A 26383-nucleotide genomic window follows, 5' to 3' on the forward strand; every position below is an offset into this window, starting at 1 on the left:
ACCATGTCAAGGTAGTGCTCTAACCAACTGAGCTATAAACCCACTTTCTATCACTTCACTACGCCAGCGCTGCTGACGTGGTCGGCATACTACCCATGCCCCCCAAGGCTGTCAACAGGCCATATGCACAAAGGAGACTGTTTGCCCAGTTCTTGCGCAGCCTGTTGATTTTGCAGGCGAGTTGTCGCTTGCCAAGCCTTGTTACTGGGCCCGTGACAGGGTAGTACAGGCTTCCGGAGTGGCAAAACGGCCGTAGATGTAGCGCAATCTCGCCCCCAGCATCAGGGCTGCACTGGTGAGGCCGACGATAAAGCCGATCCAGAAGCCCTGCGGCCCCATCCGCGGCACCAGCCAGTCGGTCAGACCCAGGATCATGCCGGTGGGCAGCCCCAGTCCCCAGTAAGCGACGATGGTGACGTAGAAGATCGCCTGGGTATCCTTGTAACCGCGCAGTGCGGCGGCCGCGACCACCTGCACAGAGTCCGAGATTTGATAGATGGCGGCGAAGAACAGCAAGATGGCCGCCAGGACGATCACCTGCTGATCATCGGTATAGATGGAGGCGATCTGCTCGCGCAGCAGCACCGTCATGGCGGCAGTGGCAGCGGCGATGGCCATCCCCAGCATCAAGCCGGTGCGAGCAGCCACCCGGGCGTGATGGGGCTGCCCTTCACCGATACTGTGACCGACCCGGATGGTGACACCCACCCCGATGGAGAGGGGTAGCATAAAGACCAGGCTGGAGAAGTTGAGGGCAATCTGGTGGCTCGCCACCGTCTCGGCACCGAAGGGGGCCAGCATCAGGGCCACCACGGTAAACAGGGTCACCTCGCAGAAGATCGCCATGGCGATGGGGAAGCCCAAGCGAAACAAGCGCCAGATCCGGCTGCCGTTGGGGCGAGCCAGCTGGGAGAAGAGGCGGATCTCGGTGAAGTGACGGGAGAGCTTCACATAGAGGATCATCGCCAGCAGCATGGCCCACAGCACGATGGCCGTGGCCACGCCACAACCCACCCCGCCCAGTTTCGGCATGCCGAAGTGGCCGTGAATGAAGATGTAGTTGGCGGGAATATTGACCGCCAGCCCGACAAAGCCGATCACCATGGTAGGCATGGTGTGGGAGAGCCCCTCACTGAAGTTGCGCAGCACCTGGAACAGCACGAACGCGGGCAGACCCCACAGGATGGCGTGCAGATAACCAGTGGTCTTGGCCGCCATCACCGGCTCCACATCCATGAACTGCAACGCCAGCGGGCTGTAATAAAGCGCGATCATCGCCAGCGGGGTGACGATCAGTGCCAGCCAGAAACCCTGATGAACGGCCGGGCGAATTGCCTCCCGTTTACGGGCGCCATTGAGCTGGGAGACGATGGGGGTGAGCGCCATGATGATCCCCTGCACCAGCAGGATCACCGGTAGCCAGAAGCTGGACGCCACCGACACGGCAGCCAGATCGACCGCACTCACCTGACCCGCCATCACGGTATCGACGAAGTTCATGGCGACCTGGGCCACCTGGGCGACCAGAATGGGGCTGGCTAGACGGACGAGCTGCTTCGCCTCGGACCAATAACGTTGCACTGACACCTCCGAGTGGATCAGATAAGAGTAAAAAAGAGCGGAAATCGGGAAGAGCCTTTGCACTTTCGGACGAAAGTGCAAAGGGTGGGGGAGGCATTCTAGCCTGAAATTCAGCCAGGACGAAATAGTTGCCACCCCAAGGGGCAGGATCAGGCGTCTTCGTGATCGCTGATCAGCAGGTTGGCGGCAGCATAGGCAGCCTGTTCGCGCAGTTCGGCGGGTACTCGCTCATCGGCGGCGACCGCGTTGAGGGCGCGAATAGTAGCGGCGATGGCGTTTGGCACATAGCCCTGCTCGCCGGAGCCAATCTGGTTATAGGCGATACGGATCGCTTCACAGCACTCATAAACCATCATGATTTGCTTCCTTGAAAGTAAAAAGGCGAGCAAATATAGCGGTTTTGCTCCCATTTTGTCAGTCTCGCGGTTGTAATTTGCGGCAAGCCCGTTAGTTTGATTACCCCCTTTTCCTGTTTCGGCCTCTTTGATGCTGCTCTCTTCGCGCAACTCACTGGCGATCTTTCTGACGCTGTTTGCACTTCTCGCCCTGACGCTTAAGGATGGCGCGGACAAATATCTGGTACTCCATGGCTACTCCGTGATGGAGATGGTCTGGTTTCGCTTCTTTGTTCCTTTCCTCGGTCTGCTGCTGTTGTTGCCAAGGCGCACCATGTCGGCGCTGCTGGCGGTGGGTCGCTGGCTATTGTTGCGCTCGCTGCTGTTTCTGGTCTGTGCGCTGGTCTCGGTGATTGCGCTGGCCCATGTACCGCTCAACGTCTACACCATCATTTGCCAGCTCGGTTCGCTGGCCTTCGTGGTGGCGGGCGTGATCTTTTTCAGGGAGCGTCTGACCCGGGCCAAGGTGGCGGCCGTGCTGTTGGGGTTGTTTGGCGTGCTGGTGGTGACCCATCCTGACGGGGGCGACGCAAACCTCTACTATCTGCTGCCACTGGTCATTGTACTGGCCAACACCGGCTACAACCTCATCACCAAGCTGGTGGATCCACGTTTGACCACCCTCGATATCCTAATCGTCACCTGCTTCATGCTGGGGATGGTGGCAATGGTCGCACTCTGCTGGCAGCCTGCACTGTGGCGCTTCCCTGGGCTTGCCGACTGGCCCTATCTGCTGGCGCTACCGGTGGTGACCCTGCTCTCCCAATATTGCCTTATCAAGGCGATGCAGTATGCGCAGGCCTCTACGCTGGCGCCCTTCTTCTATTTCCAGATCTTTTTTTCTACCCTCTGCGGCTATCTGATGTTTGGTGAAATGCCGACCCTCAGTAGTATGGCGGGGTGTCTGCTTATCGTACTGGCTGGCATAGTGGTCATCTATTCCCAGCGCCGGGCTTGTGTGCTGGCGCGGTCTGAGGCGGCGGAGCAGGTGTGACAGTTTGTACGAAACGAATAGTGTAAAAACGGATTATGTAAAAGAAGCGGCCACAGGCCGCGATAAAAAACAGAGCGTGTTACCAGAAACAAAGAGGTGATGATGTTTACCGGAATTGTGCAAGGTGTGGCCGAGCTGGTCGCCATCGAAGAGAGTGCTTCATTTCGTACCCACGTGATCCGCATGCCCAGCCGGGAGTGGGGGGAAGGGCTGGCCCTCGGCGCTTCGGTCGCCCACAACGGCTGCTGCTTGACCGTTACCCGGGTAGAGGGTGAGCTGGTCAGCTTCGATCTGATGCAGGAGACCCTGCGTCTCACCAACCTCGGCAAGCTGCAGGTGGGGGACAAGGTCAATGTGGAGCGGGCCGCCCGCTTTGGTGACGAGATCGGCGGTCATGCCATGTCTGGCCATATCATCGGCATGGCAGAGGTTACCTCGGTGATCGACACACCCAACAACCGTCAGGTGTGGTATCGCCTTGCTCCCGAGCTGATGAAATATGTGCTGACCAAGGGATACATCGGCATCGACGGCATCAGTCTGACCATAGGTGAGGTGCGCGAGCGGGAGTTTTGCGTCCACCTGATCCCCGAGACCCTGGCCCGCACCAACCTGGGTTGGGTCAAGGCGGGCTGGCCGACCAATATCGAGATCGATCCCCAGACCCAGGCCATCGTCGATACGGTGGAGCGGGTACTGGCGGCGCGCGCGGGTCACTGAAAGGAAACGGCTCGGTGTTAATAGCCTCATAAGCAAGGGCCTGCAGTGTGCAGGCCCTTGTTATGTACATGGTGAAAATATCTACTCAACTTTTTATGACTCGCAGTCACAACATCTGCTCAGCTCTTTGCGACTTGCAGGCAAAACAGCTGTTCGGCCTTTTGTGACTCGTAATCAAAACAGTTGCTCGTCGTCTGCATCCACAAACAACTGCAAACAGTCGTGGGCTTCGTCGCGGTGAAGCCGCAGGTGGATCGGATTGCAACAGGCCATGCAATCTTCGTAAAACTCCTGATCACCCTGGCTGGCATCCAGCTCGACCCGGGTATGGTGACCGCAGTGGGGGCAGACGATGCGCTTGCTGGTGTACTCGATCATGATAACCTCCTCGGGCCCTGAGGCCGCCTATCTACCCTGATTCTAGTCGGGCTGCAGGGGGTTAACCGCGAGCAAACGCACGTTTATGACAGAGATCAAGCCTGAGGGATGGCAAGGTGCAACCGGCTGGACTGGTCGTGTGCGATAAGCACAATCCGGTTGTGATTGACGGGTGAAAAGAGGGGAATTGCCAACGGTTGTTTGGCAATCACAGGGGGCAGGAGCCCCCCGCGGGTATGAGAATGCGAGCGCAACAAGGCACCGATAGGCGCTACTTGACCCAGCTGGCCAACATGTCGGCATTCAGCTCGGCCAGCGAGCTTAGCTGGTAGTTGGCGATGGCCAGACGGGGGTCACCCACTAAAGCGGGGTCCGGCACGATCAGCGCAGTCATGGAGGCCGCCTTGGCCGCCAGCAGGCCGGTGAAGCTGTCTTCGATGGCCAGACAATGAACCGGCTCTACCCCCAGCTTTTCGGCAGCGTGGATATAGACATCCGGGTGTGGTTTGCCGAAACGCTCCACCTCAGCGGAGTGCACCGCCATAAAGCGATCGCGAATGCCGAGTTTGCCGAGCACCGCTTCTACCATCGCAAAGGGGGAGGAGGTAGCCAGACCCACTTTCAGCCCGCGGGCCTCGATAAGGTCGAGTGCTTCCAGCACACCGGCTTTGGCCTGACCTTCGGAAAGGATCAGGGCGTTGACCCGATCCAGAATGCGCTGTACCACCTCTTCCTGAGTTGGGCCGCTCCACGGGCGCAGGCGATACCAGTGGGCAACCAGCTGATCGATGCGCACGCCGATGGTCGACTCACAATCCTCGACGGTGTGGGGGTGACCCAGTTCGGAGAAAACGGCGATTTGGGCCCGTTGCCAAAAGGGTTCCGAGTCGATCAGAACACCATCCATATCGAAGATCACGGCAGCTAACATCTTGTACTCCTGACAAATTTGAAGAGGGGATTATAAGCCTGACGGGGAAATGCAAAAGGGGCATTGCCATGCCCCTTGCGCCCGATCACATCAGCAAACGTTTGTTTTGCTGTGGCCAAAAAGCCCTTAGAACAGTACTTCGACCTTGGCGGCCACGGCTTTGGCTTTTTCCACCGCATCCTGGCAATCAGCTGTGCGGGCCAGCGCCACGCCAAGACGGCGGCGACCGGCGATCTCAGGCTTGCCAAACAGCCGCAGCTGGGCACCCGGCACCAGCGCCAATGCCTCACCAATCCCCTGATAGCGGATATTCTGGCTGTGCCCTTCGCGCAGTACCACGGCAGAGGCGCTCGGCCCGTACTGGGTGATGGTGCCGACCGGCAGCCCCAGAATGGCGCGCACGTGCAGGGCGAACTCGGAGAGATCTTGCGAGATCAGGGTCACCATGCCGGTATCGTGGGGACGCGGCGATACCTCGCTGAACCACACCTCATCCCCCTTGATGAAGAGTTCGACTCCGAACAGGCCGTAACCGCCGAGGGCCTCGACCACCTTGGCCGCTACCTCTTTGGATCGGGCCAGCGCCAGCTCGCTCATCACCTGCGGCTGCCAGGATTCGCGGTAGTCGCCATCTTCCTGACGGTGGCCGATAGGATCGCAGAAGTGAATGCCATCGACGGCGCGTACCGTGAGCAGGGTGATCTCGTACTCGAAGGGAACGAAGCCCTCGACGATCACCTTGCCACGACCGGCGCGGCCGCCTTCCTGGGCGTAGGTCCAGCTCTCATCGAGCTTGGCGAGATCGCGCAGTACACTCTGCCCCTTGCCGGACGAGCTCATCACAGGTTTCACCACGCAGGGAAGGCCGATAGCCTCGACTGCGGCGACAAACTCCTCTTTGCTTTGGGCAAAACGGTAGGGTGAGGTGGGCAGACCTAAGGTCTCGGCGGCGAGGCGGCGGATCCCTTCCCGGTTCATGGTGAGCTGGGTAGCGCGGGCGTTGGGCACTACCTTGACCCCTTCTTGCTCAAGGGCAGCAAGGGTATCGGTGGCAATCGCTTCAATCTCGGGGATGATGAGGCAGGGTTTAACCTCGGCAACCAGGGCACGCAGGGCGTTGCCATCGAGCATGTCCAGCACGTGGGCTGCGTGGGCCACCTGCATGGCGGGGGCATTGGGGTAGCGGTCGGCGGCGATCACTTCGATCCCGAACCGTTGCAACTCGATGGCGACCTCCTTGCCAAGTTCGCCGGAGCCCAGCAGCAGGGCACGGGTGGCGCCGGGGCGGGTTGCGGTTCCAAACATACGATCTCTCCTGATGTCGATGGTCATTGTTGATGATCGCTATTACACAAATAGCGGACAAAAAAAGAGGCACGCATGGCGTACCTCAGGAAACGGGTTTGTGAGTGCGCTGCTCCAGATGGGTCAGCAAGGTAATGGCGCCAATGATGATAGCGGCGCCAAGCCACAGACGGCCGGGGGGCGCCCAGCCAAATACCAGCCAGCCCGCCAGCACGTTCATCGGCAGCTTGGCAAAATCGAAAGGTTGTACGAAGGAGGCCTCCGCCACGCTGTAAGCGCGAGCGATGGACATCTGGGCCAGCGCCGTCAGCACGCCGGAAGCGGCTACCAGCAGCCACTGGCTCTCGCTTGGCCACTGCCACTCCGGCAGGGCCAGCATGACGTTGAACGGGGTACTGAAAATAAGCAGGTAGACCACTATGGTGTGGGATGATTCGTTTGCTGCCTGATAGCGCACCATCAGGGAGTAGCCGGCCCAGAACAGCGCCGCTGCCACCGGCAGCAGGGAGGCCCAGTTGAATTCGTCAGTCCAGGGGGCGAGGATCAGCATGGCGCCGGCAAAGCCCGCCAAGGTGGCTAGAATACGGGCGCGGCTCACCTGCTCCTTGAGTAGCAGGGCGGAGCCCAGAGTGGCAAACAGCGGCGAGGTCATCAGCAGGGCGATCCCCTGCCAGATGGGGACGGGGTACGCCAGTGCCCAGAGCCAGAGCTGGATGCCGATCACCGCCAGCAATACCCGCAACAGGTGCAACCGGAACTGATTGGTCATCAGGGATTGGCGCAGGCCGTGGCGGACCAGCCAGGGCAGCAGGCAGATCAGGGCGATCAGGTATTGATGGAAAGCGACCTGAGTCGATGGGAGGCCAAGCTTGAAGCTGACATACTGGCTCAGGCTGTTGACGGCGGCGAAGCAGAGTCCTGCCACCATCATCCAGACTGCACCGGCCAAAGGAGAGTGCCTGCGCGAGGGTATCATGGGATCCGGGTCGCTGGAAAAAAGTGCGGCGGATCATAACGGCAATCGTTTGTTCTGCCAAGGGTTGAAGCGCGGCCGCAAGGCTGGCTGGCGAGGAAGTGGCCTTGCATCAAAAAATTTGAACAAGTTGAGCATCTATTTTCGCTATCAGCAAATAAGCACAATGTTTAGAGTGACCTCCATCGACAGCAACGCTGTTCAACCGACAACCAAATGGAGTTTCACCATGGCCAATATCCTCGTACTCAAATCCAGCATCCTGGGTCAATATTCCCAATCCAACGCCCTGATCGACGGCTTCCTGGCTGACCATCAGGATGATGTCGTCACCGTGCGTGATCTGGCAGCACTCAATCTGCCGGTGCTGGATGGCGAGCTGGCCTCCGGCCTGCGCGGTGGTGACAACCTCAATGAACGTCAACTGGCGGTGATCGCCCAGTCTGACGAGCTGATCGCCGAACTCAAAGCGAGCGACTTGGTGGTGATTGCGGCCCCCATGTACAACTTCAACATCCTGACCCAGCTGAAAAACTGGATCGATCTGGTGGCTCGTGCTGGCGTCACCTTCCGCTATACCGAGACCGGTCCGGTCGGTATGGTTGAAAATACCCGTGCGCTGGTGATCAGCCCCCGTGGCGGCATGCACGTTGGCAGTGCCACCGATCTGGTCACTCCCTACATGCGTACCGTGCTCGGTTTCATCGGTATCAAAGAGGTGGATTTCATCTACGCCGAGGGGATGGGTATGGGTCCGGATGCCCAGAGCAAGGGGATGGAAGCGGCCAAAGCGCAGCTTGAGGCTCTGGCTATCTAAGGGCTCTCTCTATAAGGGCTATCTATCCCGTCAGGGGTTATCTCTTCAAGGGGTTGCCCCGCCAGATACAAGAACGCAGCCATCAGGCTGCGTTTGTTTTTTGGCTTGGTGTGATTGCGACAGACGTTGCTGCTACAGAGAGTATCGCGGCAAGCGGTCGGTATGGACGCTCTGGCGGAGTCACTACTCAATCATAAAGCGGCGACAACCACGCACCAGCAGCAATGCCACCGTGACCAGCAGGCCAAGCAAGAGGGTGGTCAGCCACTGTTCGGTACTTTGCGGCAAGTGGGGCGTGAAGAGGCTGATCATCAACAGGGTACAGAGCGTGATCAACAGGCTCTGTCGGGTCATCAATATCATGGGGTCATCCTTGGTTTGCTCACCTGAAACGATTTTAATGCCCTCTTGTGACAGGGTGATGTATCCGTGCATCACCCTGTTGGGGCTCTTCAGACCATATCAGGTTTTTACCGCAGAGCCAGCGCCATCACTGGCGCTGTGATCCCGCTCCCGCTAGCTCTTCTTTATCTGAACTGTTTCTGCGCTGGCTGGTAGTGAAAATCGCCGCTGGCGAGCCGCGCTTCCAGTGCAGCCTGATCGATCTCCTGCGCCTTGCAGAGATCATCCAGATCGTCATAGCGATCACGCAGCTGCATATTGACGACGCTCAGCAGCATGTTGATGTCCATGGTGGCGAACTTTTTCAAATCCATGATTATTTCTCCCGATCCAGTGATTGCAGCTGCTCAATGGCGGCGCTGACGCTGTGCAGATGCTGGCGGATCGCCTCGCGGGATTCGCTCGGCAGATAGTCGGTCAGGGTGTGTTGCCAGCTGCCAGCTTCACTCTTGAGCTGCAGGAAGAGGGCGAGCCCGGCATTGGTGAGGGAGACCAGGCTGATGCGTTTGTCCTGCTCGCTGCTCTCGGTAAAGATGATCCCTTTTTCGACCAGACGGCGGATCTCGCGGGAGATGCGCACCTTGTCCATGCCGCTCGCCTCGACCAGCTCTTTCTGGCTGATGGGGTAGTTGGGGCCGAGCACCATCATCAGGCGCCATTGCGGCACGGTCAGCTGATAACGCTGTTCATAAAACTGTTCGAAGGTATCCCGTAGCATCTCGGCGGCATGTACCAACTGATAGGGCGGGTAGTGAGCGAGTAACGCTATGATTTTTGACATATTACACCCTGCTGTGACGGCTGCATCAGATGCAGTTTCTTTTGATACTTTGACATTGATGATACGAAACTCAAGCTGATTTGTCTGACCCGGTTGCGATGAAATGTGCGGTGGCGCACGCCCTCAAGGAAAAACCGGGTCTGACCGACGGGATTTTAAGCCAACGCTGTTCAGCCTTTACGCAACCAGATGAGGGCGTTCTGCTTGAGCCAGGCCTCGCGAGTGTGGATGGCGTAGAGCGCGGCCTCGTCTCGGCTGCCCGCTTGCCAGCTTTGTGGCTCCTGTTTGGGCAGCTTGCGCTGACCCAGCAGGCAGGCCGGAATGTGCGGGTTGGCCTCGATGGCGACTAGCAGATGGGGCTTGGCTGCCTCGGCACCCTCGGTGGCAAAGACCATCAGCGCCTTGTTATAGAGCAACCAGCTGGAGGCTTCATCGAAGCGCACCAGCAGGGCGGCCAACGCCTGCCAATCCCCTTGCAGTGCATAGAGGGTGGAGAGGTTGTAGCGGCAACCCAGCTCATCGGCCACGCAGATTGTCAGCAGCGCCAGATACTCCGCTTTGGCCTCGCCCAGCTTGCCAAGGCGTAGCAGGCAGTCGGCGAGGCCGGCTCTGGCGGCCAGCAGAGGACGCAGCTCGGGGGCACTCCAGCCGTGACCGGCGATTTGCTGCCAGAAGGCGTCGTCAAAGAGCGGAGTGGCATCGGCGATGATCTTCTCGAACCAGCCGAGGCGGGCCTGATGATCGCGGCAGCTGTCGGCCAGCTCGAACCAGGTCTGCCACTGTTGGGCCTGCTCGCCATTGAGGGCCACATCAGCGCTGGGGGCGGCCTGATACTGGTCGAGGTTGAGCAGCTGGTTGAGGGCGGTTTTCATGTTCTGGCGCTGGCGTTTGCAGAACTCGACAAAGGGGAGTTCGCTGGCGGCTGCGCTATAGAGCATCTGGGCCATCTGCTTGTCGCGAAACAGGCTCAGCTCGGCGGCCAGACTGAAGCGGTACTGGGTGGTCGGGTCGTTCAAATCCTTCGGCTTGGGCCAGGTGGCAAAACCCATGCTGAAGCCATAACACCATTGACCGAGTGGGTGGCTCTGTTCGAACACCTGATCGGGGTTATCGCTGGGCAGGCGGCATTGGCTCGGCAGGGCCAGCTGGGCGTCGTCGGCCTGGGATTCCAGCTCGGCGATCAGGTGGTTGAGGGCTTCTGCGCTTTTTTCATCCAACTCGGCATCCTGTTCCAGCAGACCAGCCAGCGGGTGTTGCCAGTCAGGGCTTTCCGGCCCCACCAGACGAGCACAGAGAAAACCGTGCAGGGCCGGGTAGGTCATGTCCTGATCGCTGTGGCTCTGGATCCATTGATTAAGATGGCGGGTACGAGTGGATGGGTTCATCGACAGTTCCTCTGGATTTGAACAGCCGCGAAGTCTACCTAAAAGTGGGGTTATTTGCAGCAAATGGCCTCCTGTTTGGCGATTTAATCACCATTGGCGGATAAGATAAGGGCGAAAGAGCGGCCAGTGGTGGCTTGGGGACTAGGCCGGATCACCGCTCTTGAGGTAACATGCGCGCCCATAGGGGCCATGTTCAGTTGGCCCATCCGGGTAATGAAAAAAGAGAGCACCATGATACAGATTGGCAAGATGAACACCCTCACCGTTGTTGAACTCGAAGACCGTGGCGCCTGGCTTGCGGCCGATGAGTACGGTGAACTGCTGCTGCCCAAGCGTCAACTGCCGGAAGGGGTGAAAGAGGGGGATAGCGTGCAGGTCTTCCTCTATCTGGATGCCGATTGCGAACCGGTGATCACCACCGACAAGCCATTTGCCATGGTGGACGAATTTGCTGGTCTGAAAGTGGTCAATGCCAACAAGATTGGTGCCTTCCTCGACTGGGGCATGAAAAAGGATCTGTTTGTGCCCAGCCGTGAGCAGAACAAGCCGATGCAGGTGGGCCACGTTTATCTGGTGCGTCTGCAACTGGATAACGAAGGGCGTATGGTCGGCACCAGCCGCATCGAGCGTTTCCTGACCCCGGCCGGCAGCAACTTCAAGGTTGGTGACGAAGTGACCGCGCTGCCGGGTGAGCACTCGCCCCTTGGCATCAAGGTGATCGTCAACGGTCAGTATCCCGGCATGCTGTTCAAGAACGAGGTGTTTGGCCGGGTGATGACCGGTCGGCCGCAAACCGCCTGGGTCAAGCAGGTGCGCGAAGATGGCAAGCTCGATCTGACCCTGCAAAAGCCGGGTCTGGCGCGGGTTGATGACGCTGGTGAACGCATTCTGAGCCGGATGAAAAAGCAGGGCGGCAGTCTGGCGGTGGGTGACAAGAGCGAACCCGAGCTCATCTACAAGCTGTTCAGCATGAGCAAGGGCACCTTCAAGAAGGCGATCGGCGGCCTCTACAAGCAGGGCAAGATTGTCATCGAAGATAACGCCATCACTCTGGTGGCCACAGAGACCGACTCGGCAGTGGATAGCGAATAAGATGCCGAGCCCCTGTGTTGGCCTCTGCAAGGCGAAAGATGGGCTTTGCCTTGGTTGTGGCCGCACCCTGACCGAGATCGGCCACTGGTCGGCGATGGATAGCAAGGCCCAGCTGGCGGTGATGGCCGAGCTGAATGGCTCGAAAAGCACCCACCGCTGCCCGGGTTGTGGTGAACCGGCCTATTGCGCCGTCTCTGCCGGTCAGACCATTGCGCAGTGCTGGTGCAGTCAGTTGCCGGTACTGCCGATGCAGGAGGCCAGCGCTTGCTGGTGCCGCCGCTGTCTGGCCAAGGCTATCGCGGCGCAGGATTAGCAGAGAACTGAATTAAGTGAAAATAGAAACAAGAAAGGCGCCGATGGCGCCTTTTTTATGCCTGCTGCTGGCGATGCCAGCGCACATGCACTTGATCTTCGGTCAGCAGGCGGGGCAGCAGGAAGGTGGCAAAGATCACCTCAAACTCATCCTGATGATCCAGCAAACCGACCCACACTTCGACCCAGCGCTCCATATCGACCGGCTCACCCAGCTCGGTCGACCAGTCGGCATTGGGCAGCGTCGCCTCCACGGCGCCACGCTGCTCAAACTCCAGGGTGATGTCGACTATTTGTTCGGGGGCCAGCATATCGGCGGCCTGCTCAAGAAACTGATCATAGGCCCATTCGACCAGCTGATCCGGGGTACGCTGTTCCATGAAATCACTCCAGATACATCGAGGTTCGCTACTGTAACAATTATTGGCTGTGGCGGCCAGACCAGTGCGCCGGGCGTGCCTGACCTGTCCAAGTTGCCGTTGGGGGAGTATGGTTAAGGCGCGGATCATCTGGCAGGGAGTAAGGGGATGAAGCAGCGGGGACGGCGGCAACAGATCAAGCGACGGCGCGAGGCCTGGTGGTGGCACTATCTGCCGCTTCACCGCGGGACGGTGGGCGGCCATCTGGGCCCACCGGAGAAACCCGATGAGCCCTGAGGATCAGTCTGCCTGATGCACCCGATTGAGGGTGATCTGGCCCAGTTGCCCCATCTGGCGGCGGATCCAGACCGAGCGCTTCTGCACATAGGGTGACGGGGGCTTGACCCGATAACGCCACGGATTGGGCAGGGCGGCGGCCAGCAGGGATGACTCGTAGCGGGTCAAGCGGCTGGCCGGTTTGCCAAAGTAGGTGCGGGCCGCGGCTTCGGCGCCATAGATGCCGGGGCCGAACTCCACGATATTGAGATAGACCTCGAGAATACGGGCCTTGTCCCAACCCAGCTCCATCAGCAGGGTAAACCAGGCCTCCAGCCCCTTGCGCAAGAAGCTGCGATCACTCCACATAAAGAGGTTCTTGGCGGTCTGCTGGCTGAGGGTGCTGGCACCGCGCACCCGTTCGCTGTGCTGGTTGTGCTTGAGCGCGGCGTTGATGGCATCCATGTCAAAGCCGTTGTGATCGGCAAAGCGCTGATCCTCGGCGGCAATCACCGCCAGTTGCAGCTCCTTGGAGATGGACTCCAGATCTACCCATTGATGGCGCACCTGGGTGATCTTGGCGGGCGGAAAGAGGGCCCGCTCGATACGCCAGCTCCACATCGGCGGATCAATAAAACGCAGCAAGGCGACCGAGCCGACCGAGCAGAGCAGCCCGGCCAGCGCGATCTTGCCTGCCCACCTCAACACCCGGCGCCCAAACGATGCAGATGCGCGCACGGGGGCCACGGCGTCAGGGTTAGACTCCCACTGATAGTGGCTGGGATCATCGGGATCCGGAATTATTGGGGCAGCCATTCGATGTGGCAGAACTTCTCGTCAACACGGCGGGAGAGCAGCATGCGGGCAAACAGGTGCTCATACTCTTGTTCTTCATTGCCAAGGCCGACCCAGATCTCGGCATAGTCGGTGTCGCTCACCGCAAAACCCACGTCCGCTTCCCAGTCATCGGCCGGATCGGTTTCGGCCAGCAGGCCGCGATCGTTGAACTCCTGATTGAAGCGGGCGATCTCCTGCTCCGGCAGGTTGTCAGAGGCCAGCTCCATAAAGAGTTCGAGGGCGGTATCGAGCAGTTCCTCGACGCTGTGCATTTCGTCATTCATAGACATAAGCGGTCTGTTCCAGAAAAGAGAAGAAGGTGCCATCGCAGATCACAGCCTGCGGGGCGGCGCTATTCTAGCGGTCGGCAGACCCCTTGGCGAGATGAGGCGAGCCGCTGTGGCCTGTTTTTGTGCCAATAAAAAACCGGATCCAGTGACAGGATCCGGTCTTCATTGGGGGAAGGGGTCACGCATAGGGCGTCAGCTCATCCCTTCTTGTCATCGGCGAAGGTGATGTTGAGCTCCAGTACCGACAGCTCATCACTCTTCTGATCCAGTTGGACGGTTATCTTCTCCGGATCAATGTTGACGTATTTGCGGATCACATCGAGGATGTCCTGCTTGAGCTGGGGCAGGTAATCCGGCCCCCCTCTGGATGAACGCTCGTGAGCAACAATGATCTGCAACCGCTCTTTGGCCAGTTGTGCGGTGTTCTGTTTCTTGTTGGAACGAAAATAATCCAATAATGACATGTTTAACTCCCGAACAGTCGGCTAAAGAAGCCCTTCTTCTCTTCTTCCAGAAAACGAAATTCCTTGGCATCGCCCAGCAGGCGGGACACCGCATCTTCGTAGGCCTGACCGGCATCGGACTCCTTGTCCAGAATGACCGGTTCGCCGGAGTTGGAGGCGCGCAGCACCGCCTGGGACTCCGGGATCACCCCGAGCAGTGGGATGGCCAGGATCTCCTGCACATCCTGCACGCTCAGCATGTCGCCGCGGTTGACGCGGGTCGGGCAGTAGCGGGTCAGAAGCAGGTGCTCCTTGATGGGGTCTTCGCCACGCTCGGCGCGACGGGACTTGGAGGCCAGGATGCCAAGGATGCGGTCGGAGTCACGCACGGAAGAGACTTCCGGGTTGGTGGTGACGATCGCTTCATCGGCAAAATAGAGCGCCATCAGCGCACCCGCCTCGATCCCCGCCGGGGAGTCGCAGACGATGTAATCGAACTTCATCTCCGCCAGTTGATCCAGGATCTTCTCGACCCCCTCACGGGTGAGGGCATCTTTGTCCCGGGTCTGGGAGGCGGGCAGGATAAACAGATTTTCCGAGCGTTTGTCCTTGATCAGCGCCTGATTGAGGTTTGCTTCCCCATTGATGACGTTGACGAAGTCATACACCACGCGCCGCTCGCAGCCCATGATGAGATCCAGGTTTCTCAGACCGATGTCAAAGTCAATGACCACTGTCTTGTGACCACGCTGGGCTAAGCCGGTGCTCAGGGCCGCACTGGTTGTGGTCTTGCCAACGCCACCTTTACCCGATGTAACGACTATGATTCGCGCCATTCTCGCTTCCTTGTAACTCTATTTGATACGGTCTATTCGGAGTTGTTCGTTGTCCAGCCGGACGTGTACCGGTTGCTGGATCAGGCCTGCCGGCAATGCATCGCTCAGCTGGAATGTGCCCGCGATGGAGAGCAGCTCGGCCTGTAATTGCTGGCAATAGATCCGGGCCTGGGTATTGCCCCGGGCACCGGCAATGGCTCTGCCACGCAGGGTGCCATAAATATGAATGCTGTCGTCGGCGAGCACTTCAGCTCCCGGACTGACGGACCCCAGCACCACCAGCGAGGTGCCGGCGGCGTAAATTTGCTGGCCGGAACGAACCGGTCCCACATGTACCTTGCTCGAGATCAAGGGGGCAGGTTCGGGCTCGGGAACCACCTCAGGGGCGGCTGGCGCGGGGGCAGGCTCGGGTTCCGGTTCGCTCTTGCGACTCTTGCCCGAGGCCATCACCGCCAGTCCCACCGCCTTGGCGGCTGTCTTCATCTCTTCACTGCGCGCCCCCGTGATGCCGACCAGCACAAACTCTTCGGACTCCACCAGCTCCTTGAGCTGTTCGAAATCGGGAATATGTTCCAGTCGGGAAACATTGATCACCAGCGGCGCACAATTAAAAAAGTAGGGTGCCTGGGCCACTTTTTCTGCCAACAACTGACGTATCCGCTCAGGCTCGCCATCGCTGATATGCAACACAGAAATAGTGAAGGTGGTCCCTTTCAATTCGTTATCGCGCTCAACCATGAATCTTCCCCGAGGCAGAGATGCTAATCCGTTATTGTTATTCAATTCCTGATGTTATAGTTTGCCCCCATCAGAGGCAATAAACTCGTCGGATTATATCAATTTCCATGTTGTGTGCAGTCTATAAAAGTCGCAAAAAAGCCGAGACCTACCTTTTTGTTGAAAAAAGAGAGGATTTCTCCCGTGTTCCCGAGCCACTGCTGAGCGCATTCGGGCGTCCCGAGCTGGTGCTGATGACCAAGCTGGATCCGGCCAAGCCCTTGGGGCTGGCTGATGTCGGCAAGGTGATGGCCGCGCTGACCAACCAGGGGTTCTACCTGCAGGTGCCGCCGCCTCCCGAAAACCTGCTGGATCAGCACAAGGCCAGCCTGAAAAAACCATCCTGAATATCCAGCCCCGTGGTGTGTTCTGCTGAGCGGGGCTAATTCTTTGTGACTCTGCATGACGCATTCCGGCCCCGGTGAGGTGGCCTGCGATAATCCCGTGACAGGATTTGGCCAAATTAAACCCTCCCTTTGGTGATATTCACTTTTCGCTGTTTAAATAGAAAGTCAATCTGCTCCCAACACCATATCGTCAACCTTTGCTGGCGCTCACAAAAATAGCGAGTAGCGCGCACTCATATCCTCCATTCCAACGGCTATTGGCCCATTCATCGATTATTTTCAGCCTCTTCCTTGGGCGCTTTTTTTGTCTCCACTGCGCGATGTGCTGTGGCCAAAATGATGAGCTAACCCCCTGTTTGTGTGCTTGATTGTTTGACCTGATCACGAAAGTGCCACATAGGTGGAAATCAATGTGGCGGCGTGATATCCGCAGGGGGAGCGGTAACCGCATTTTGCCAGACAAGGGTATGCCCAAAGGGGAGGATATTGAGCTGAGGGGCCATCTTGATATCAATTAGTTGTGGAATCGTGACCGGGGCAAGATAGCAGGTACAGGTTTCATGTAGGGGCGTAATGTCCCTCTCAATGCATTGAGAAGAGTTAATCAAGGTATGTAATTAGAGAGGTATGCAGACAATGCAATCCGCATTGCGGTGGCGTAGCAGGGTATATCAGCGACGCCCTACAGTGAAATGGTCGGTATGCCGGTATAAGTGCCTGGCATCCCATTCGGGCAATAAAAAAGGCGGGATATCCCGCCTTTGTTCAGATGAGGGTCGTAACCCTTATTTATTCGCAGGCAACCTGCATCACCTTGATGGCCAGACCGCCACGGGAGGTTTCACGGTACTTGGAGTCCATGTCCTTGCCGGTGATGTACATGGTCTCGATCACCTTGTCCAGAGAGACGCGCGGCTTGGAGGTACGACGCAGGGCCATACGGGAGGCGTTGACTGCCTTCATGGCTGCGATGGCGTTACGCTCGATGCAAGGCACCTGTACCTGACCGGCAACCGGATCACAGGTCAGACCCAGATTGTGCTCCATACCGATTTCGGCAGCTTCGCAGACGTGCTCCGGGCTACCGCCCATCAGCTCGGTCAGACCGGCAGCGGCCATGGAGCAGGAGACTCCCACTTCACCCTGACAGCCTACTTCGGCGCCGGAGATGGAGGCGTTCATCTTGTAGAGGATGCCGACGGCACCGGCAGCCAGATAGAAGCGGGTGTACTCGTCGCGGCCAACCGGCTGGATGAACTTGTCGTAGTAGGCCAGTACGGCCGGGATGATACCGGCAGCGCCGTTGGTCGGGGCGGTGACCACGCGGCCACCGGCTGCGTTCTCTTCACTCACGGCCAGAGCGAACATGTTGACCCAGTCAACGATGTTCATCGGGTCGCTCGATAGGTTCTCGTTGGTGTTGAGCTGACGGTAGAGCGGTGCGGCACGACGTGGTACGCGCAGCGGGCCGGAGAGCACGCCTTCGGTACGGCAGCCACGCTCGATACCTTCGCGCATGGTGTTCCAGATCTTGCCGAACTTCTTGTAGATCTCTTCCGGAGTGTTGAAGCACTTCTCGTTTTCCATCATCAGGGCAGAGATGGAGAGACCGGTCTGGCTGCAATGGGCAACCAGCTCGGCGGCGCTCTTGAACGGATAGCGTACGGACATGTCGCCGCTGTCAGCCTTGCCGAAGTTCTCTTCGTCAACGATGAAACCGCCACCGATGGAGTAGTAGGTCTTGCTGTAAACCACTTCATCTTCGATCAGGGCAGTCAGCTTCATGCCGTTTTCGTGCAGTGGCAGGGCTTCGTCGTGGAATACCATGGCGTCGCGCGGGAAGCTGACAGTGTGGCAGTGCAGGCCGATCGGCAGGCGCTCGGTCTGCTCAACACGGGAGATAAACTCGGGGATGGCATCGATATCGACATTTTCCGGCAGGTTGCCAGCCAGGCCCATGATGATGGCAGTGTCGGTATGGTGGCCTTTGCCAGTCCAGGAGAGGGAGCCGTAAACATCGACATTGATCCGGGTTACATCGCGGATCTTGCCGCCCGCGCGCAGCTCGTCAACAAACTGTTTGGCCGCTTTCATCGGGCCAACAGTGTGGGAAGAAGAGGGGCCTACACCGATTTTGAAGATATCAAAAACGCTGATCATGTCACTATTACCTCAGGGTAGAAGGGGGCGGCATGCCCACTCACAGAAATTTGGGAGATCCATGGAACGCGCTTGTCAGCGCAGGTCACAGAACCAGATAACCGTAGTGTAACGGCTCCAGACCTAAAAAAAGTTGAAATAGATCTATTTTTGTTGAATCTGAGGCGCGAGTATAAAATTTATTTTTGTGCTTATCCATTTTGTTAAGCGTTTGCCCATAAAAATACCCGGCGATGCCGGGCATTTCGGAACCAAATGGAGTCATTTGCCGTTTTTTAACATTCGGTAATGTTAACGGCGAGGCCGCCACGGGCCGTCTCCTTGTATTTGGTCTTCATGTCGTTGCCGGTCTCCCACATGGTCTTGATCACCTTGTCCAGCGACACCTTGTGCTCACCGGTGCCGCGCAGGGCGAGGCGGGCGGCATTGATCGCCTTGACCGCCCCCATGGCGTTGCGCTCGATGCAGGGCACCTGCACCAGTCCGCCGATGGGATCGCAGGTGAGGCCGAGATTGTGCTCCATGCCTATTTCGGCGGCGTTCTCCACCATGGCCGGGCTGCCACCCAGCAGTTCGGTCAGTGCGCCAGCCGCCATGGAACAGGCGACTCCCACTTCCCCCTGACAGCCCACTTCGGCCCCGGAGAGGGAGGCGTTCTTCTTATATAAGATGCCGATGGCAGCCGCGGTGAGGAAGTAGCGGATCAGCGTCTCGTCATCCACCTTGTGCACGAAGCGATCGTAGTAGTGCAGCACGGCGGGGATGATGCCCGCAGCGCCATTGGTGGGGGCGGTGACCACCCGGCCACCGGCGGCGTTCTCTTCATTGACGGCCAGCGCAAACAAGTCGACCCACTCCATCACCATCAGCGGATCCTTGTTGAAGTTGGTCTCGCAGCTTAGCTGGCGGAACAGCCCCGGGGCGCGGCGCCGAACCTTGAGGCCGCCCGGCAGCACCCCTTCGCTTTTGCAGCCTCGCTCGACGCAGCCCTGCATCGCCTGCCAGATCTTGCGCAGCCCCGCTTTTATCTGCTCATCGCTGCGAAATACCCGCTCATTGGCGAGGATAAGTCCCGAGATGGAGAGGCCGCTCTCCTGACAGTGGGCCAGCAGTTGGGCGCCGCTGTCAAACGGGTAGGGGACTGGGTGCTCGGCATCAGACTTGGCAGCCTCTTCTTTGGCCGTAGCAAAGTGGCTCTCTTCAATGATGAAGCCGCCCCCGATGGAGTAGTAGGTCTGGCTGAAGCGCAGGTTTTCCTCTTTATCAAAGGCCCGCAGAGTCATGCCATTGGTGTGGGCCGGCAGGGTTTTGCGGCGGTTGAAGATGATGGCACCGGTGCGGGGAAAATGGCTTGGTTGCTCGCCTGCCAGCTGCAGGTTCTGCTCCTTTTCCACTCGAGCCAGAATGGCGGGAATCGCATCGATATCGACCGATTCCGGTTCAAAGCCCGATAACCCCAGAATGATTGCCTTGCCGGTACCGTGCCCTTTGCCGGTCTGGCCCAGCGAGCCGTAACACTCCACTTCGACCCGCGTGACCAGTGGCAGATGGCCTTGCAGCTTGAGCTGCTGGACGAAGGCATAAGAGGCACGCATGGGGCCAACGGTATGGGAAGAGGAGGGGCCAATTCCGATGGAAAACAGGTCAAACACACTGATCATGACATCAATCCGGTGATGGTTTATGTCTGTTTATTCTAGGATTTTTGCCGTGGATGGAAAGCGGGGATGTGCGGTGCTGTGACATGGACACAGATAATGGGGCTGGGGGGAACCAAGAAGGTTGAAGGGGCGGATCCCCTTCAACCGGCCTGATCAGTCGAGAAATTCGCACAGATAGGCAGTGGGGGTTTTCACTTCCAGTTTGAAGGAGGAGTGACCGGCCACCAGGAAGGATTCACCCTGGCTGTAGGTGTGCCACTCATCTTCATCAGCCAGCTGGATGGTGAGGGCGCCCTTGATCACTGTCATCCGTTCGGGGGCGGCGGTGTTGAACAGGTAGTCACCGGCGTTCATCACCCCGATGGTTGATTTCTCGCCTTTTTGTTCGAAACTGATGGATTTTACATTTCCGTCGAAATACTCGTTAACTTTCAGCATCTTTACATCCCTGTGTGTACGTTTGTGCAGCCAAACTAGCACAATCTTTTGCCAGTTGTCATGGGGGATGAGGTAAAATCGCCGAGACCGCTTTGAATCTTCACTTTTTCGCAAACTTATTAATAGCCAAGGTTAATGATTTGCTGATTTAAAACAGCAATTAAATGTGAGATAACACGCGCAAACAGGGGAATGGGCAGCCGCTCATTCCCCTGTTTGGTTAATTGCACTGGGAAAAGTGTGAATTTTGCTACATAAAGGAACATATTGTGTTAACTAAAGGACTCATTAAAAACATCGGCTTCCAGGTTGTGGTCGCCATGGTACTGGGCGCAGTGGTCGGCGCGTTCATGGGTGAACAAGCCACCGTGTTTGCACCGCTCGGTACCCTGTTTATCCAACTGATCAAGATGCTGGTGATCCCGCTGGTGGCGGTTGCCATCCTCTCCGGCGCCGCCAATCTGGGCGCCAGCCCGGCGGCGGGCAAGATCGGTGCAGCGACGCTGGCCTTCTTTCTCGTGACCTCAGCGTTGGCCGTGTTGCTGGCGCTGGTGATGGGGCAGATCTTCAAACCGGGTGTCGGGGTCGATTTCGCTTCCGTTGCCTCCATGTTTGGCGGTGACTATGCCGATAAAGGGGCGTTGCCGGATGCAGTCGCCACCCTGCTTGGCATGATCCCCACCAACGTCTTCAACTCCCTCAACGAAGCGAACATCCTGCAGATCCTGGTGTTCTGCATGTTCCTCGGCATTGCGCTGGCCAAACAGCCGCGCGAGCGGGCCAAGCCACTGGTCGATGGGCTCAATACCCTGGTGGATGCCTTCGTCTGGATGATCAACAAGGTGATGATCATCGCGCCGCTCGGGGTGTTCGGTCTGATGGCAGAGGCCATCGGTACCTACGGCTTCGACGTGCTGACCCTGGTACTCAAGCTGTTCGTGGTCTATGTGGCTGCCATCCTCATCTTCGGCTTTGTGGTCTATCCGCTGCTGGTGATGATGTTCTCCAACACGCCGGTAATGAAGTACCTCTCTGCCATGAAGAAGCCGCAGATCGTGGCCTTCTCCACCGCCTCTTCCATGGCGACCCTGCCGGTCAATATGGAGACCTGCGAGCATGATCTGAAAGTGACCAACGCGACCGCTTCCTTCGTGTTGCCGTTGGGTGCCACTATCAATATGAGCGGCAACGCCATCTATTACGGTCTGGTCGCCATCTTCTTCGCGCAGGTTTACAACATCGATCTGAGCGTCGGTGCCTGGGCGGCCATCATTGTGACCTCCACTCTGGGGGCGATCGGTCAGGCCGGTGTGCCGGGCCCAAGCTTCCTGGTGGTTGCCGTGCTGCTGGCGGCCGGGATCCCCATCGAAGGGTTGCCGCTGCTGTTCGCGCTGGACCGTCTGTTCGACATGATCCGCACCTCCCTCAATATCACCGGCGATGCGGCCTGTGCTGTCATTGTTGACCGCTTCAGCCCGGAATATGACCCGCAGCGCTGGAACAAGGCATAACTGCTTTGGGCTGGGCTGAGATATAACAGCCTTAAGCTGACACTGCGTAACGCGAGCCCCTGCCATGATGGCTGGGGCTTTTTTATATCTGCCTGACAAGTATCAGAGCAAAGGTGTGCACAAGAGATTGCTGACGGATTTAGCTGTGTTGAATGGAGAGTACAGGAGGGGAAAACATCAGTTGTGGGCATGGGCCGTGTGGCGTCAACCGGCCTGTTGTAGATGCCGGGGTAGGGGATTGTCAAACGGCGGGTAACAAAAAGGGGAGCCTTGCTCCCCTCGGATATGATCTGCTGCTGGTTCTACTCCATCAGGCCATATGGTTAAACCATCCTAGTTACACCCTTGTGGCGAAAGAAACAGCGTCAACGTGATGAAATCATATCTATGTTGACCATCTCGGCATTATTACTGAAAAGCGCCAGTTGGTGGCGATTAAACAGACATGGCAAAGAGGGTCGGTCCGGATTGATGCCTCTCTATCCGGCTCAGAACTGTGACAGTGAGGGCAGAGAGACAGCAACCAGGGTGAAAAACACCGTGAAAACGGCAGTAACGACAAACTCTTTCATTTTTCTCTCCCTAAGTTGTTGGTTGATGTAGTCAAGATACCATAACAAGGGGGTAAAACAAGGTGTAAGTTGATAAAATAGCTGTTTTATGCGCTTGGTTGGCTGAGATAGCTATTTTTGTCATATTGAGCTGATTTTATCACCTTCTATGGCATGTTAGGCATTCAAGATTCTGTTTTTATGGTTATTTCATTTAAATTCAATTAGTTGGTGAGCTGTTGGTTGGTTTTGTGAAGGGTTTTGTATGGAGCTTAAGTGGCGTTTTATAAGTTTTCACCCTCGTAATAGTGTCATTGAGGCCATAAAAAGTGTGCAAGGCAATGATTTGACGATTCCTGACGTAGATAGCCCATCCAAAAGAAGTCTATGGAGAGAGTCTGGTTGCCAACCCTTGTCACACCATCACTTTATCAGTCTGGAGGCTCCGCATTTTTACAGCAATACATTGGGTTGATAGGGAGTAGAGCGGTGCATCGGGGGGATTCAGAGTGGTAACTGGCTGTTTTACCACCGCCAATTTTCCCGTCGGCCTCGGAATAGACATGGCCGCAGCAAGAGTGAGGTGCGCAATAGGCCAGAGGCGTACTCTCTGGCTGGGCTGGGGGCGAGCAGCGATTTGCGTAGCCGGTACATCTGCGTGAGTCATGTGAGTGCAATACGAGAACTGCGCCGGAGCATGGTTGGGGAAGATATCTGAATCCCTTCTACAAGATTGAGATATAAAAAGCCGCGTATGACGAGGAGGCTGAACAAGCTGGTTTCAGGGGCGACAGAGCGCAGTTCAACGCAATCCGGTTCGCAGTGATAAAACATCCACGACAATACCGGAACTCTGTTCGTAGGCTGAAGCCGGTTGCTGTGAGGAGAGGAAGGCTGGTGATCAGTCAGATGGCGCAAGGGTTGGTAATTAGGCAACCCATAAGGTGAGGGCACACAGCGTGCCGATGCCCCCGTTTTTGTAAGATATTAAAAAACCCTCCGATGGAGGGTTTTTGTCATCAACAGCCGGTTAAAAGCCGCTTGGCTTAGAACAGGGTGGTGGAGAGGTTGTACAGCTCCTGATCGAACGGACGCTTCATGTTCTCGATGCAGTCGATGATGTCGTGGTGTACCAGCTCGTTGCGCTGGATACCGACGCAGCGACCACCGTGACCAGCCAGCAGCTGCTCAACGGCGTAAGCACCCATACGGCTGGACATGATGCGGTCACGGGCAGTCGGGGCACCGCCACGCTGGATGTGGCCCAGAATGGTGGCGCGGGTTTCACGACCGGTCAGGGCTTCGATGTCTTTAGCCAGGGCGTTCACGTCGGTAACGTGCTCGCAGATGGTGATGATGGCGTGCTTCTTGCCCTTGGCTTCGCCTTCCTTGATCTGCTTGAGCAGCTTCTCTTTGTCGAAGGCTACTTCCGGCACGATCACATACTCGGCACCACCGGCAACGGCGGCAGACATGGCCAGATCGCCACAGTGGCGACCCATGATCTCGACCACGGAGATACGGTGATGGGAGCTGCAGGTGTCGCGCAGACGGTCGATGGCGTCAACCACCACGTTCAGAGCGGTATCAAAACCGATGGTGAAGTCGGTACCGGCGATGTCGTTGTCGATGGTGCCCGGCAGGCCGATGCAGGGGAAACCCTCTTCGGTCAGCTTCTTGGCACCCATGTAGGAGCCGTCACCACCGATGACGACCAGCGCATCGATACCGTGTTTTTTCAGGTTTTCGATCGCTTCGGCGCGCACTGCGGGGTCTTTGAAAGCAGGGAAACGGGCGGAGCCGAGGAAAGTACCACCACGGTTCACCACGTCGGAGACGCTGTGACGCTCCAGCTTGACGATGCGATCCTGGTGCAGACCGAGGTAGCCATCATAAATACCGTAAACTTCCAGGCCATGATGCAAACCGGCGCGAACCACGGCGCGAATGGCTGCGTTCATACCGGGTGCGTCGCCACCACTGGTCAAAACACCAATACGTTTGATTTGTTTGGTCATGAGTGCCTCTGGATCTGAGTTGTCAAATACGAATGTTTAAATAGACAAGCCACTTTTACTATATCGGCTTTCATATGGGATGCGGGGGCCACCATAGGAAAAGCGATACAAGAGAGGGGACGAGCCCCCCTCTTTGCCGTAATCAGCGATTACTTGGCAGCGCCAGCGATGATCTGGGAGAAGTCGTCCACTTTCAGGGACGCACCACCGACCAGGCCACCGTCGATGTCCGGCTGACCGAACAGGTCGGCTGCAGTGGCGCCAGTGACGGAACCGCCGTACAGGATCTGTACTTTGGCAGCAACGGCGGCATCAAAACCGGCCAGGTACTGACGGATGTGAGCATGAACGGACTGAGCGATCTCCGGAGTGGCAGTCTTGCCAGTACCGATGGCCCATACCGGCTCGTAAGCGATAACGGCGTTGTTGAAGGAGGCGATGCCGCAACGGTCGATAACGGCTTTCAGCTGGGTCTCAACCACGTTCTTGGTCACGCCGGCTTCGAACTGCTCCAGAGTTTCACCGATGCACAGAACCGGGATCAGGCCGCCTTTCTGGATCGCTTCGTACTTGGCAGCAACCACGTCGTCAGTCTCTGCGTGCAGAGTACGACGCTCGCTGTGGCCGACCAGAGAGTAGGTGCAACCGAAGGCTTTCAGCATGGAGGGGGCGTTTTCACCGGTGAAGGCGCCAGACTCGTGTACGTCGGCGTTCTGGGCACCGTAGGCGATTTTGCTGCCAGCGGTCAGTTGCTCAACCAGACCCAAAAAGATAACCGGCGGGCAGACGGCGACTTGCACAGAAGGATGAGCGGCAGCAGCCGGGGTCAGTCCTTTGATCAGAGCTTCTACAGAAGCTTTGGTGCCGTTCAGTTTCCAGTTACCCATTACCAGGTGCTGTCTCATCTTGTATATCTCCTAGGCATTTGATTGCGCGACATTATATGAATTGAACCGAGCCCAAGATAGCTGACCCGGCGGCAAATGACGTAATTTTTTTTCGCTTTCCTGATCCAAATCAGGAATGAAACGCTTGATCGCTCATTCGTTAACCTGCCCCCGCAAGCGAGCCCACCATACCCCAATCCATTCGTGGATGGCAGCTTCGGAATACATCAGATAACGCCCTTTGGGTAAATAACTGTAGAGCGGCTGGGGTACCTGGCTCTGCTTGGCGGTGTAGTCGGTGGGGGCCGGCACGGCGTTTAGCCCCTGGCCCTGATAGAGGGCCATGGCACGTGGCAAATGAGTGGCCGAACTGACCAGCGCCACCTCTTTTCCCTTGAGGTGACGACTGATACTGACCGCCTCATCATGAGTGTCTTTGTTGTTTTCAAACAACGTCATCCGCGAACGGGATATGCCGAGGCTCTCGGCCATCCGGGCATTGACCTCGGCATTGGAGAGGGTATCCCCCGATACATAGCCGGAGAAAATCAGCTCGGCTTCGGGATAGGCCTGGGCGAGGCGAACCCCTTCGAGAGTCCGTGCCAGCGAGATATTGTTCTGCCAACTGCGCATCGGTACCGCCGGATCGCTGACATGACCGTTGCCGAGCACCACGATGGCATCGATGTTGGGATGCTGGCTCACCTCGAACGGCGGGTAGGTCTGCTCCAGCCCGCGGGCCAGTGCATAGCTCACCGGCCGCATCCCCATCAGGGCCACAATGAGCAGCGAGAGAGTGGCCAGCAGTTTGCCGGTTTTCTGAAAACGGGTGAACCAGAGCAGCAGCAGGGCGACCAGCAGCAGGGAGAGGGAGAAGGGGAGCGGCATCAGCAGCTGACCCAGCCACTTTTTAATCACAAACACGG

Annotated in this window: 30 protein-coding genes; 8 read left to right on the top strand and 22 right to left on the bottom strand. The window is 57.6% G+C overall.

From position 1 onward, the window contains the following. Positions 1–201: 201 nt before the first annotated feature. Both L972_RS20190 and L972_RS20195 read right to left on the bottom strand, forming a co-directional pair. Positions 202–1581, bottom strand: a complete 1380-nt coding sequence (locus L972_RS20190; protein ID WP_047440645.1) for an MATE family efflux transporter — start codon at positions 1579–1581, stop codon at positions 202–204. A gap of 149 nt (positions 1582–1730) precedes the next feature. Further along, positions 1731–1937, bottom strand: coding sequence for a YaeP family protein (locus tag L972_RS20195; RefSeq protein WP_005336882.1), 207 nt, complete (start codon positions 1935–1937; stop codon positions 1731–1733). A 130-nt stretch (positions 1938–2067) separates the two neighbouring features. On the opposite strand from L972_RS20195, the gene L972_RS20200 reads away from it, so the two are divergent. Continuing rightward, positions 2068–2970 carry a DMT family transporter gene (locus L972_RS20200; RefSeq protein WP_047440647.1) on the top strand — a complete coding sequence of 301 codons (903 nt, stop codon included), beginning with the start codon at positions 2068–2070 and terminating at the stop codon, positions 2968–2970. Positions 2971–3072: 102 nt separating this feature from the next. Continuing rightward, positions 3073–3690, top strand: coding sequence for a riboflavin synthase (locus L972_RS20205; RefSeq protein WP_047440649.1), 618 nt, complete (start codon positions 3073–3075; stop codon positions 3688–3690). 174 nt (positions 3691–3864) lie between these two features. On the opposite strand, the gene L972_RS20210 is transcribed toward L972_RS20205, so the two are convergent. The 4 genes from L972_RS20210 to L972_RS20225 form a co-directional block, all read right to left on the bottom strand. Continuing rightward, positions 3865–4068 (bottom strand): CPXCG motif-containing cysteine-rich protein, encoded by a 204-nt coding sequence (locus L972_RS20210; protein ID WP_047440651.1) that lies wholly within the window; start codon positions 4066–4068, stop codon positions 3865–3867. Positions 4069–4339: 271 nt separating this feature from the next. Further along, the gene (gene hxpB / locus L972_RS20215) at positions 4340–4999 is read right to left on the bottom strand and encodes a hexitol phosphatase HxpB (RefSeq protein WP_047440653.1); all 660 of its coding nucleotides are present in this window, start codon (positions 4997–4999) and stop codon (positions 4340–4342) included. Between the two features lie 126 nt (positions 5000–5125). Then, entirely contained in the window at positions 5126–6304 is a 1179-nt protein-coding gene (purT, locus tag L972_RS20220; protein ID WP_047440656.1) for a formate-dependent phosphoribosylglycinamide formyltransferase, read from the bottom strand. Positions 6305–6389: 85 nt separating this feature from the next. After that, complete coding sequence (locus L972_RS20225; RefSeq protein WP_047440658.1) at positions 6390–7280, bottom strand: DMT family transporter; 891 nt, start codon at positions 7278–7280, stop codon at positions 6390–6392. Positions 7281–7506: 226 nt separating this feature from the next. On the opposite strand from L972_RS20225, the gene L972_RS20230 reads away from it, so the two are divergent. Next, positions 7507–8094, top strand: a complete 588-nt coding sequence (locus tag L972_RS20230; protein ID WP_047440660.1) for an FMN-dependent NADH-azoreductase — start codon at positions 7507–7509, stop codon at positions 8092–8094. A gap of 183 nt (positions 8095–8277) precedes the next feature. On the opposite strand, the gene L972_RS20235 is transcribed toward L972_RS20230, so the two are convergent. From L972_RS20235 to L972_RS20250, 4 genes are all read right to left on the bottom strand, one after another. Continuing rightward, complete coding sequence (locus L972_RS20235) at positions 8278–8457, bottom strand: hypothetical protein (RefSeq protein ID WP_047440662.1); 180 nt, start codon at positions 8455–8457, stop codon at positions 8278–8280. A gap of 164 nt (positions 8458–8621) precedes the next feature. Continuing rightward, positions 8622–8810 (bottom strand): DUF4250 domain-containing protein, encoded by a 189-nt coding sequence (locus L972_RS20240; RefSeq protein WP_019445848.1) that lies wholly within the window; start codon positions 8808–8810, stop codon positions 8622–8624. A gap of 2 nt (positions 8811–8812) precedes the next feature. Next, positions 8813–9277, bottom strand: a complete 465-nt coding sequence (locus tag L972_RS20245; protein WP_005336856.1) for a MarR family winged helix-turn-helix transcriptional regulator — start codon at positions 9275–9277, stop codon at positions 8813–8815. 170 nt (positions 9278–9447) lie between these two features. After that, entirely contained in the window at positions 9448–10662 is a 1215-nt protein-coding gene (locus L972_RS20250; RefSeq protein WP_047440664.1) for a UPF0149 family protein, read from the bottom strand. Between the two features lie 231 nt (positions 10663–10893). Here L972_RS20250 and L972_RS20255 point away from each other — a divergent pair, with 231 nt between their 5' ends. Continuing rightward, entirely contained in the window at positions 10894–11754 is an 861-nt protein-coding gene (locus L972_RS20255) for a CvfB family protein (protein WP_005336853.1), read from the top strand. 1 nt (position 11755) lies between these two features. Further along, complete coding sequence (locus tag L972_RS20260; protein ID WP_005360950.1) at positions 11756–12067, top strand: DUF1289 domain-containing protein; 312 nt, start codon at positions 11756–11758, stop codon at positions 12065–12067. Between the two features lie 55 nt (positions 12068–12122). Here L972_RS20260 and L972_RS20265 read toward each other — a convergent pair whose 3' ends face one another. Next, the gene (locus L972_RS20265; protein WP_005336851.1) at positions 12123–12446 is read right to left on the bottom strand and encodes an HI1450 family dsDNA-mimic protein; all 324 of its coding nucleotides are present in this window, start codon (positions 12444–12446) and stop codon (positions 12123–12125) included. 147 nt (positions 12447–12593) lie between these two features. On the opposite strand from L972_RS20265, the gene L972_RS22190 reads away from it, so the two are divergent. Then, positions 12594–12722, top strand: a complete 129-nt coding sequence (locus L972_RS22190; RefSeq protein ID WP_265347365.1) for a hypothetical protein — start codon at positions 12594–12596, stop codon at positions 12720–12722. Positions 12723–12725: 3 nt separating this feature from the next. On the opposite strand, the gene mtgA is transcribed toward L972_RS22190, so the two are convergent. The 5 genes from mtgA to minC form a co-directional block, all read right to left on the bottom strand. Further along, positions 12726–13517 carry a monofunctional biosynthetic peptidoglycan transglycosylase gene (gene mtgA / locus L972_RS20270; RefSeq protein ID WP_047440666.1) on the bottom strand — a complete coding sequence of 264 codons (792 nt, stop codon included), beginning with the start codon at positions 13515–13517 and terminating at the stop codon, positions 12726–12728. After that, positions 13502–13828: an HI1450 family dsDNA-mimic protein gene (locus L972_RS20275; RefSeq protein WP_005352317.1), complete on the bottom strand. Its 327-nt coding sequence runs from the start codon at positions 13826–13828 to the stop codon at positions 13502–13504. The genes mtgA and L972_RS20275 overlap by 16 nt, the downstream gene beginning before the upstream one ends. A gap of 197 nt (positions 13829–14025) precedes the next feature. Further along, a complete protein-coding gene (minE, locus tag L972_RS20280) occupies positions 14026–14292 on the bottom strand; it encodes a cell division topological specificity factor MinE (RefSeq protein WP_005336848.1) in 267 nt (88 codons plus the stop codon). A gap of 2 nt (positions 14293–14294) precedes the next feature. Beyond that, positions 14295–15107, bottom strand: a complete 813-nt coding sequence (gene minD, locus L972_RS20285; protein ID WP_005336847.1) for a septum site-determining protein MinD — start codon at positions 15105–15107, stop codon at positions 14295–14297. Positions 15108–15125: 18 nt separating this feature from the next. Further along, entirely contained in the window at positions 15126–15845 is a 720-nt protein-coding gene (gene minC / locus L972_RS20290; RefSeq protein WP_047440668.1) for a septum site-determining protein MinC, read from the bottom strand. Positions 15846–15952: 107 nt separating this feature from the next. On the opposite strand from minC, the gene L972_RS21690 reads away from it, so the two are divergent. Continuing rightward, positions 15953–16231: a YcgL domain-containing protein gene (locus tag L972_RS21690; protein WP_047440670.1), complete on the top strand. Its 279-nt coding sequence runs from the start codon at positions 15953–15955 to the stop codon at positions 16229–16231. A 789-nt stretch (positions 16232–17020) separates the two neighbouring features. On the opposite strand, the gene L972_RS20300 is transcribed toward L972_RS21690, so the two are convergent. The 3 genes from L972_RS20300 to ppnP all read right to left on the bottom strand — a co-directional run bounded on the left by L972_RS20300 (position 17021) and on the right by ppnP (position 20490). Beyond that, positions 17021–18391, bottom strand: a complete 1371-nt coding sequence (locus L972_RS20300) for an L-serine ammonia-lyase (protein WP_005336844.1) — start codon at positions 18389–18391, stop codon at positions 17021–17023. A gap of 275 nt (positions 18392–18666) precedes the next feature. After that, positions 18667–20052: an L-serine ammonia-lyase gene (locus L972_RS20305; RefSeq protein ID WP_042080845.1), complete on the bottom strand. Its 1386-nt coding sequence runs from the start codon at positions 20050–20052 to the stop codon at positions 18667–18669. Between the two features lie 153 nt (positions 20053–20205). Next, positions 20206–20490, bottom strand: a complete 285-nt coding sequence (gene ppnP / locus L972_RS20310) for a pyrimidine/purine nucleoside phosphorylase (RefSeq protein ID WP_047440673.1) — start codon at positions 20488–20490, stop codon at positions 20206–20208. A gap of 269 nt (positions 20491–20759) precedes the next feature. Here ppnP and L972_RS20315 point away from each other — a divergent pair, with 269 nt between their 5' ends. Then, positions 20760–22001, top strand: a complete 1242-nt coding sequence (locus L972_RS20315; protein WP_005352303.1) for a dicarboxylate/amino acid:cation symporter — start codon at positions 20760–20762, stop codon at positions 21999–22001. Positions 22002–23598: 1597 nt separating this feature from the next. Here L972_RS20315 and pfkA read toward each other — a convergent pair. The 3 genes from pfkA to elyC form a co-directional block, all read right to left on the bottom strand. Next, positions 23599–24570: a 6-phosphofructokinase gene (gene pfkA, locus L972_RS20320; RefSeq protein WP_005336840.1), complete on the bottom strand. Its 972-nt coding sequence runs from the start codon at positions 24568–24570 to the stop codon at positions 23599–23601. 149 nt (positions 24571–24719) lie between these two features. Continuing rightward, complete coding sequence (gene tpiA / locus L972_RS20325; protein WP_047440675.1) at positions 24720–25475, bottom strand: triose-phosphate isomerase; 756 nt, start codon at positions 25473–25475, stop codon at positions 24720–24722. A 135-nt stretch (positions 25476–25610) separates the two neighbouring features. Next, positions 25611–26381, bottom strand: a complete 771-nt coding sequence (elyC, locus tag L972_RS20330) for an envelope biogenesis factor ElyC (protein ID WP_047440677.1) — start codon at positions 26379–26381, stop codon at positions 25611–25613. Positions 26382–26383: the final 2 nt, after the last annotated feature.

Origin of the sequence: Aeromonas sp. ZOR0001 (genome assembly GCF_000801015.1) — a bacterium.
Classification (GTDB): Bacteria; Pseudomonadota; Gammaproteobacteria; order Enterobacterales; family Aeromonadaceae; genus Aeromonas; species Aeromonas veronii.

Excerpts from the sequence above, each read along its gene's own strand:
- L972_RS22190 (WP_265347365.1), top strand. The coding sequence starts at position 12,594 with ATGAAGCAGCGGGGACGGCGGCAACAGATCAAGCGACGGCGCGAGGCC.
- hxpB (WP_047440653.1), bottom strand. The coding sequence starts at position 4,999 with ATGTTAGCTGCCGTGATCTTCGATATGGATGGTGTTCTGATCGACTCG.
- pfkA (WP_005336840.1), bottom strand. The coding sequence starts at position 24,570 with ATGACCAAACAAATCAAACGTATTGGTGTTTTGACCAGTGGTGGCGAC.
- L972_RS20235 (WP_047440662.1), bottom strand. The coding sequence starts at position 8,457 with ATGATATTGATGACCCGACAGAGCCTGTTGATCACGCTCTGTACCCTG.
- L972_RS20250 (WP_047440664.1), bottom strand. The coding sequence starts at position 10,662 with ATGAACCCATCCACTCGTACCCGCCATCTTAATCAATGGATCCAGAGC.
- L972_RS20275 (WP_005352317.1), bottom strand. The coding sequence starts at position 13,828 with ATGTCTATGAATGACGAAATGCACAGCGTCGAGGAACTGCTCGATACC.
- L972_RS20260 (WP_005360950.1), top strand. The coding sequence starts at position 11,756 with ATGCCGAGCCCCTGTGTTGGCCTCTGCAAGGCGAAAGATGGGCTTTGC.
- mtgA (WP_047440666.1), bottom strand. The coding sequence starts at position 13,517 with ATGGCTGCCCCAATAATTCCGGATCCCGATGATCCCAGCCACTATCAG.
- L972_RS20195 (WP_005336882.1), bottom strand. The coding sequence starts at position 1,937 with ATGATGGTTTATGAGTGCTGTGAAGCGATCCGTATCGCCTATAACCAG.
- L972_RS20230 (WP_047440660.1), top strand. The coding sequence starts at position 7,507 with ATGGCCAATATCCTCGTACTCAAATCCAGCATCCTGGGTCAATATTCC.
- L972_RS20245 (WP_005336856.1), bottom strand. The coding sequence starts at position 9,277 with ATGTCAAAAATCATAGCGTTACTCGCTCACTACCCGCCCTATCAGTTG.
- L972_RS20240 (WP_019445848.1), bottom strand. The coding sequence starts at position 8,810 with ATGGATTTGAAAAAGTTCGCCACCATGGACATCAACATGCTGCTGAGC.
- L972_RS20265 (WP_005336851.1), bottom strand. The coding sequence starts at position 12,446 with ATGGAACAGCGTACCCCGGATCAGCTGGTCGAATGGGCCTATGATCAG.
- minE (WP_005336848.1), bottom strand. The coding sequence starts at position 14,292 with ATGTCATTATTGGATTATTTTCGTTCCAACAAGAAACAGAACACCGCA.
- L972_RS21690 (WP_047440670.1), top strand. The coding sequence starts at position 15,953 with ATGTTGTGTGCAGTCTATAAAAGTCGCAAAAAAGCCGAGACCTACCTT.
- L972_RS20205 (WP_047440649.1), top strand. The coding sequence starts at position 3,073 with ATGTTTACCGGAATTGTGCAAGGTGTGGCCGAGCTGGTCGCCATCGAA.
- L972_RS20210 (WP_047440651.1), bottom strand. The coding sequence starts at position 4,068 with ATGATCGAGTACACCAGCAAGCGCATCGTCTGCCCCCACTGCGGTCAC.
- minD (WP_005336847.1), bottom strand. The coding sequence starts at position 15,107 with ATGGCGCGAATCATAGTCGTTACATCGGGTAAAGGTGGCGTTGGCAAG.
- minC (WP_047440668.1), bottom strand. The coding sequence starts at position 15,845 with ATGGTTGAGCGCGATAACGAATTGAAAGGGACCACCTTCACTATTTCT.
- L972_RS20200 (WP_047440647.1), top strand. The coding sequence starts at position 2,068 with ATGCTGCTCTCTTCGCGCAACTCACTGGCGATCTTTCTGACGCTGTTT.
- L972_RS20225 (WP_047440658.1), bottom strand. The coding sequence starts at position 7,280 with ATGATACCCTCGCGCAGGCACTCTCCTTTGGCCGGTGCAGTCTGGATG.
- tpiA (WP_047440675.1), bottom strand. The coding sequence starts at position 25,475 with ATGAGACAGCACCTGGTAATGGGTAACTGGAAACTGAACGGCACCAAA.
- L972_RS20255 (WP_005336853.1), top strand. The coding sequence starts at position 10,894 with ATGATACAGATTGGCAAGATGAACACCCTCACCGTTGTTGAACTCGAA.
- L972_RS20300 (WP_005336844.1), bottom strand. The coding sequence starts at position 18,391 with ATGATCAGCGTTTTTGATATCTTCAAAATCGGTGTAGGCCCCTCTTCT.
- L972_RS20305 (WP_042080845.1), bottom strand. The coding sequence starts at position 20,052 with ATGATCAGTGTGTTTGACCTGTTTTCCATCGGAATTGGCCCCTCCTCT.
- purT (WP_047440656.1), bottom strand. The coding sequence starts at position 6,304 with ATGTTTGGAACCGCAACCCGCCCCGGCGCCACCCGTGCCCTGCTGCTG.
- ppnP (WP_047440673.1), bottom strand. The coding sequence starts at position 20,490 with ATGCTGAAAGTTAACGAGTATTTCGACGGAAATGTAAAATCCATCAGT.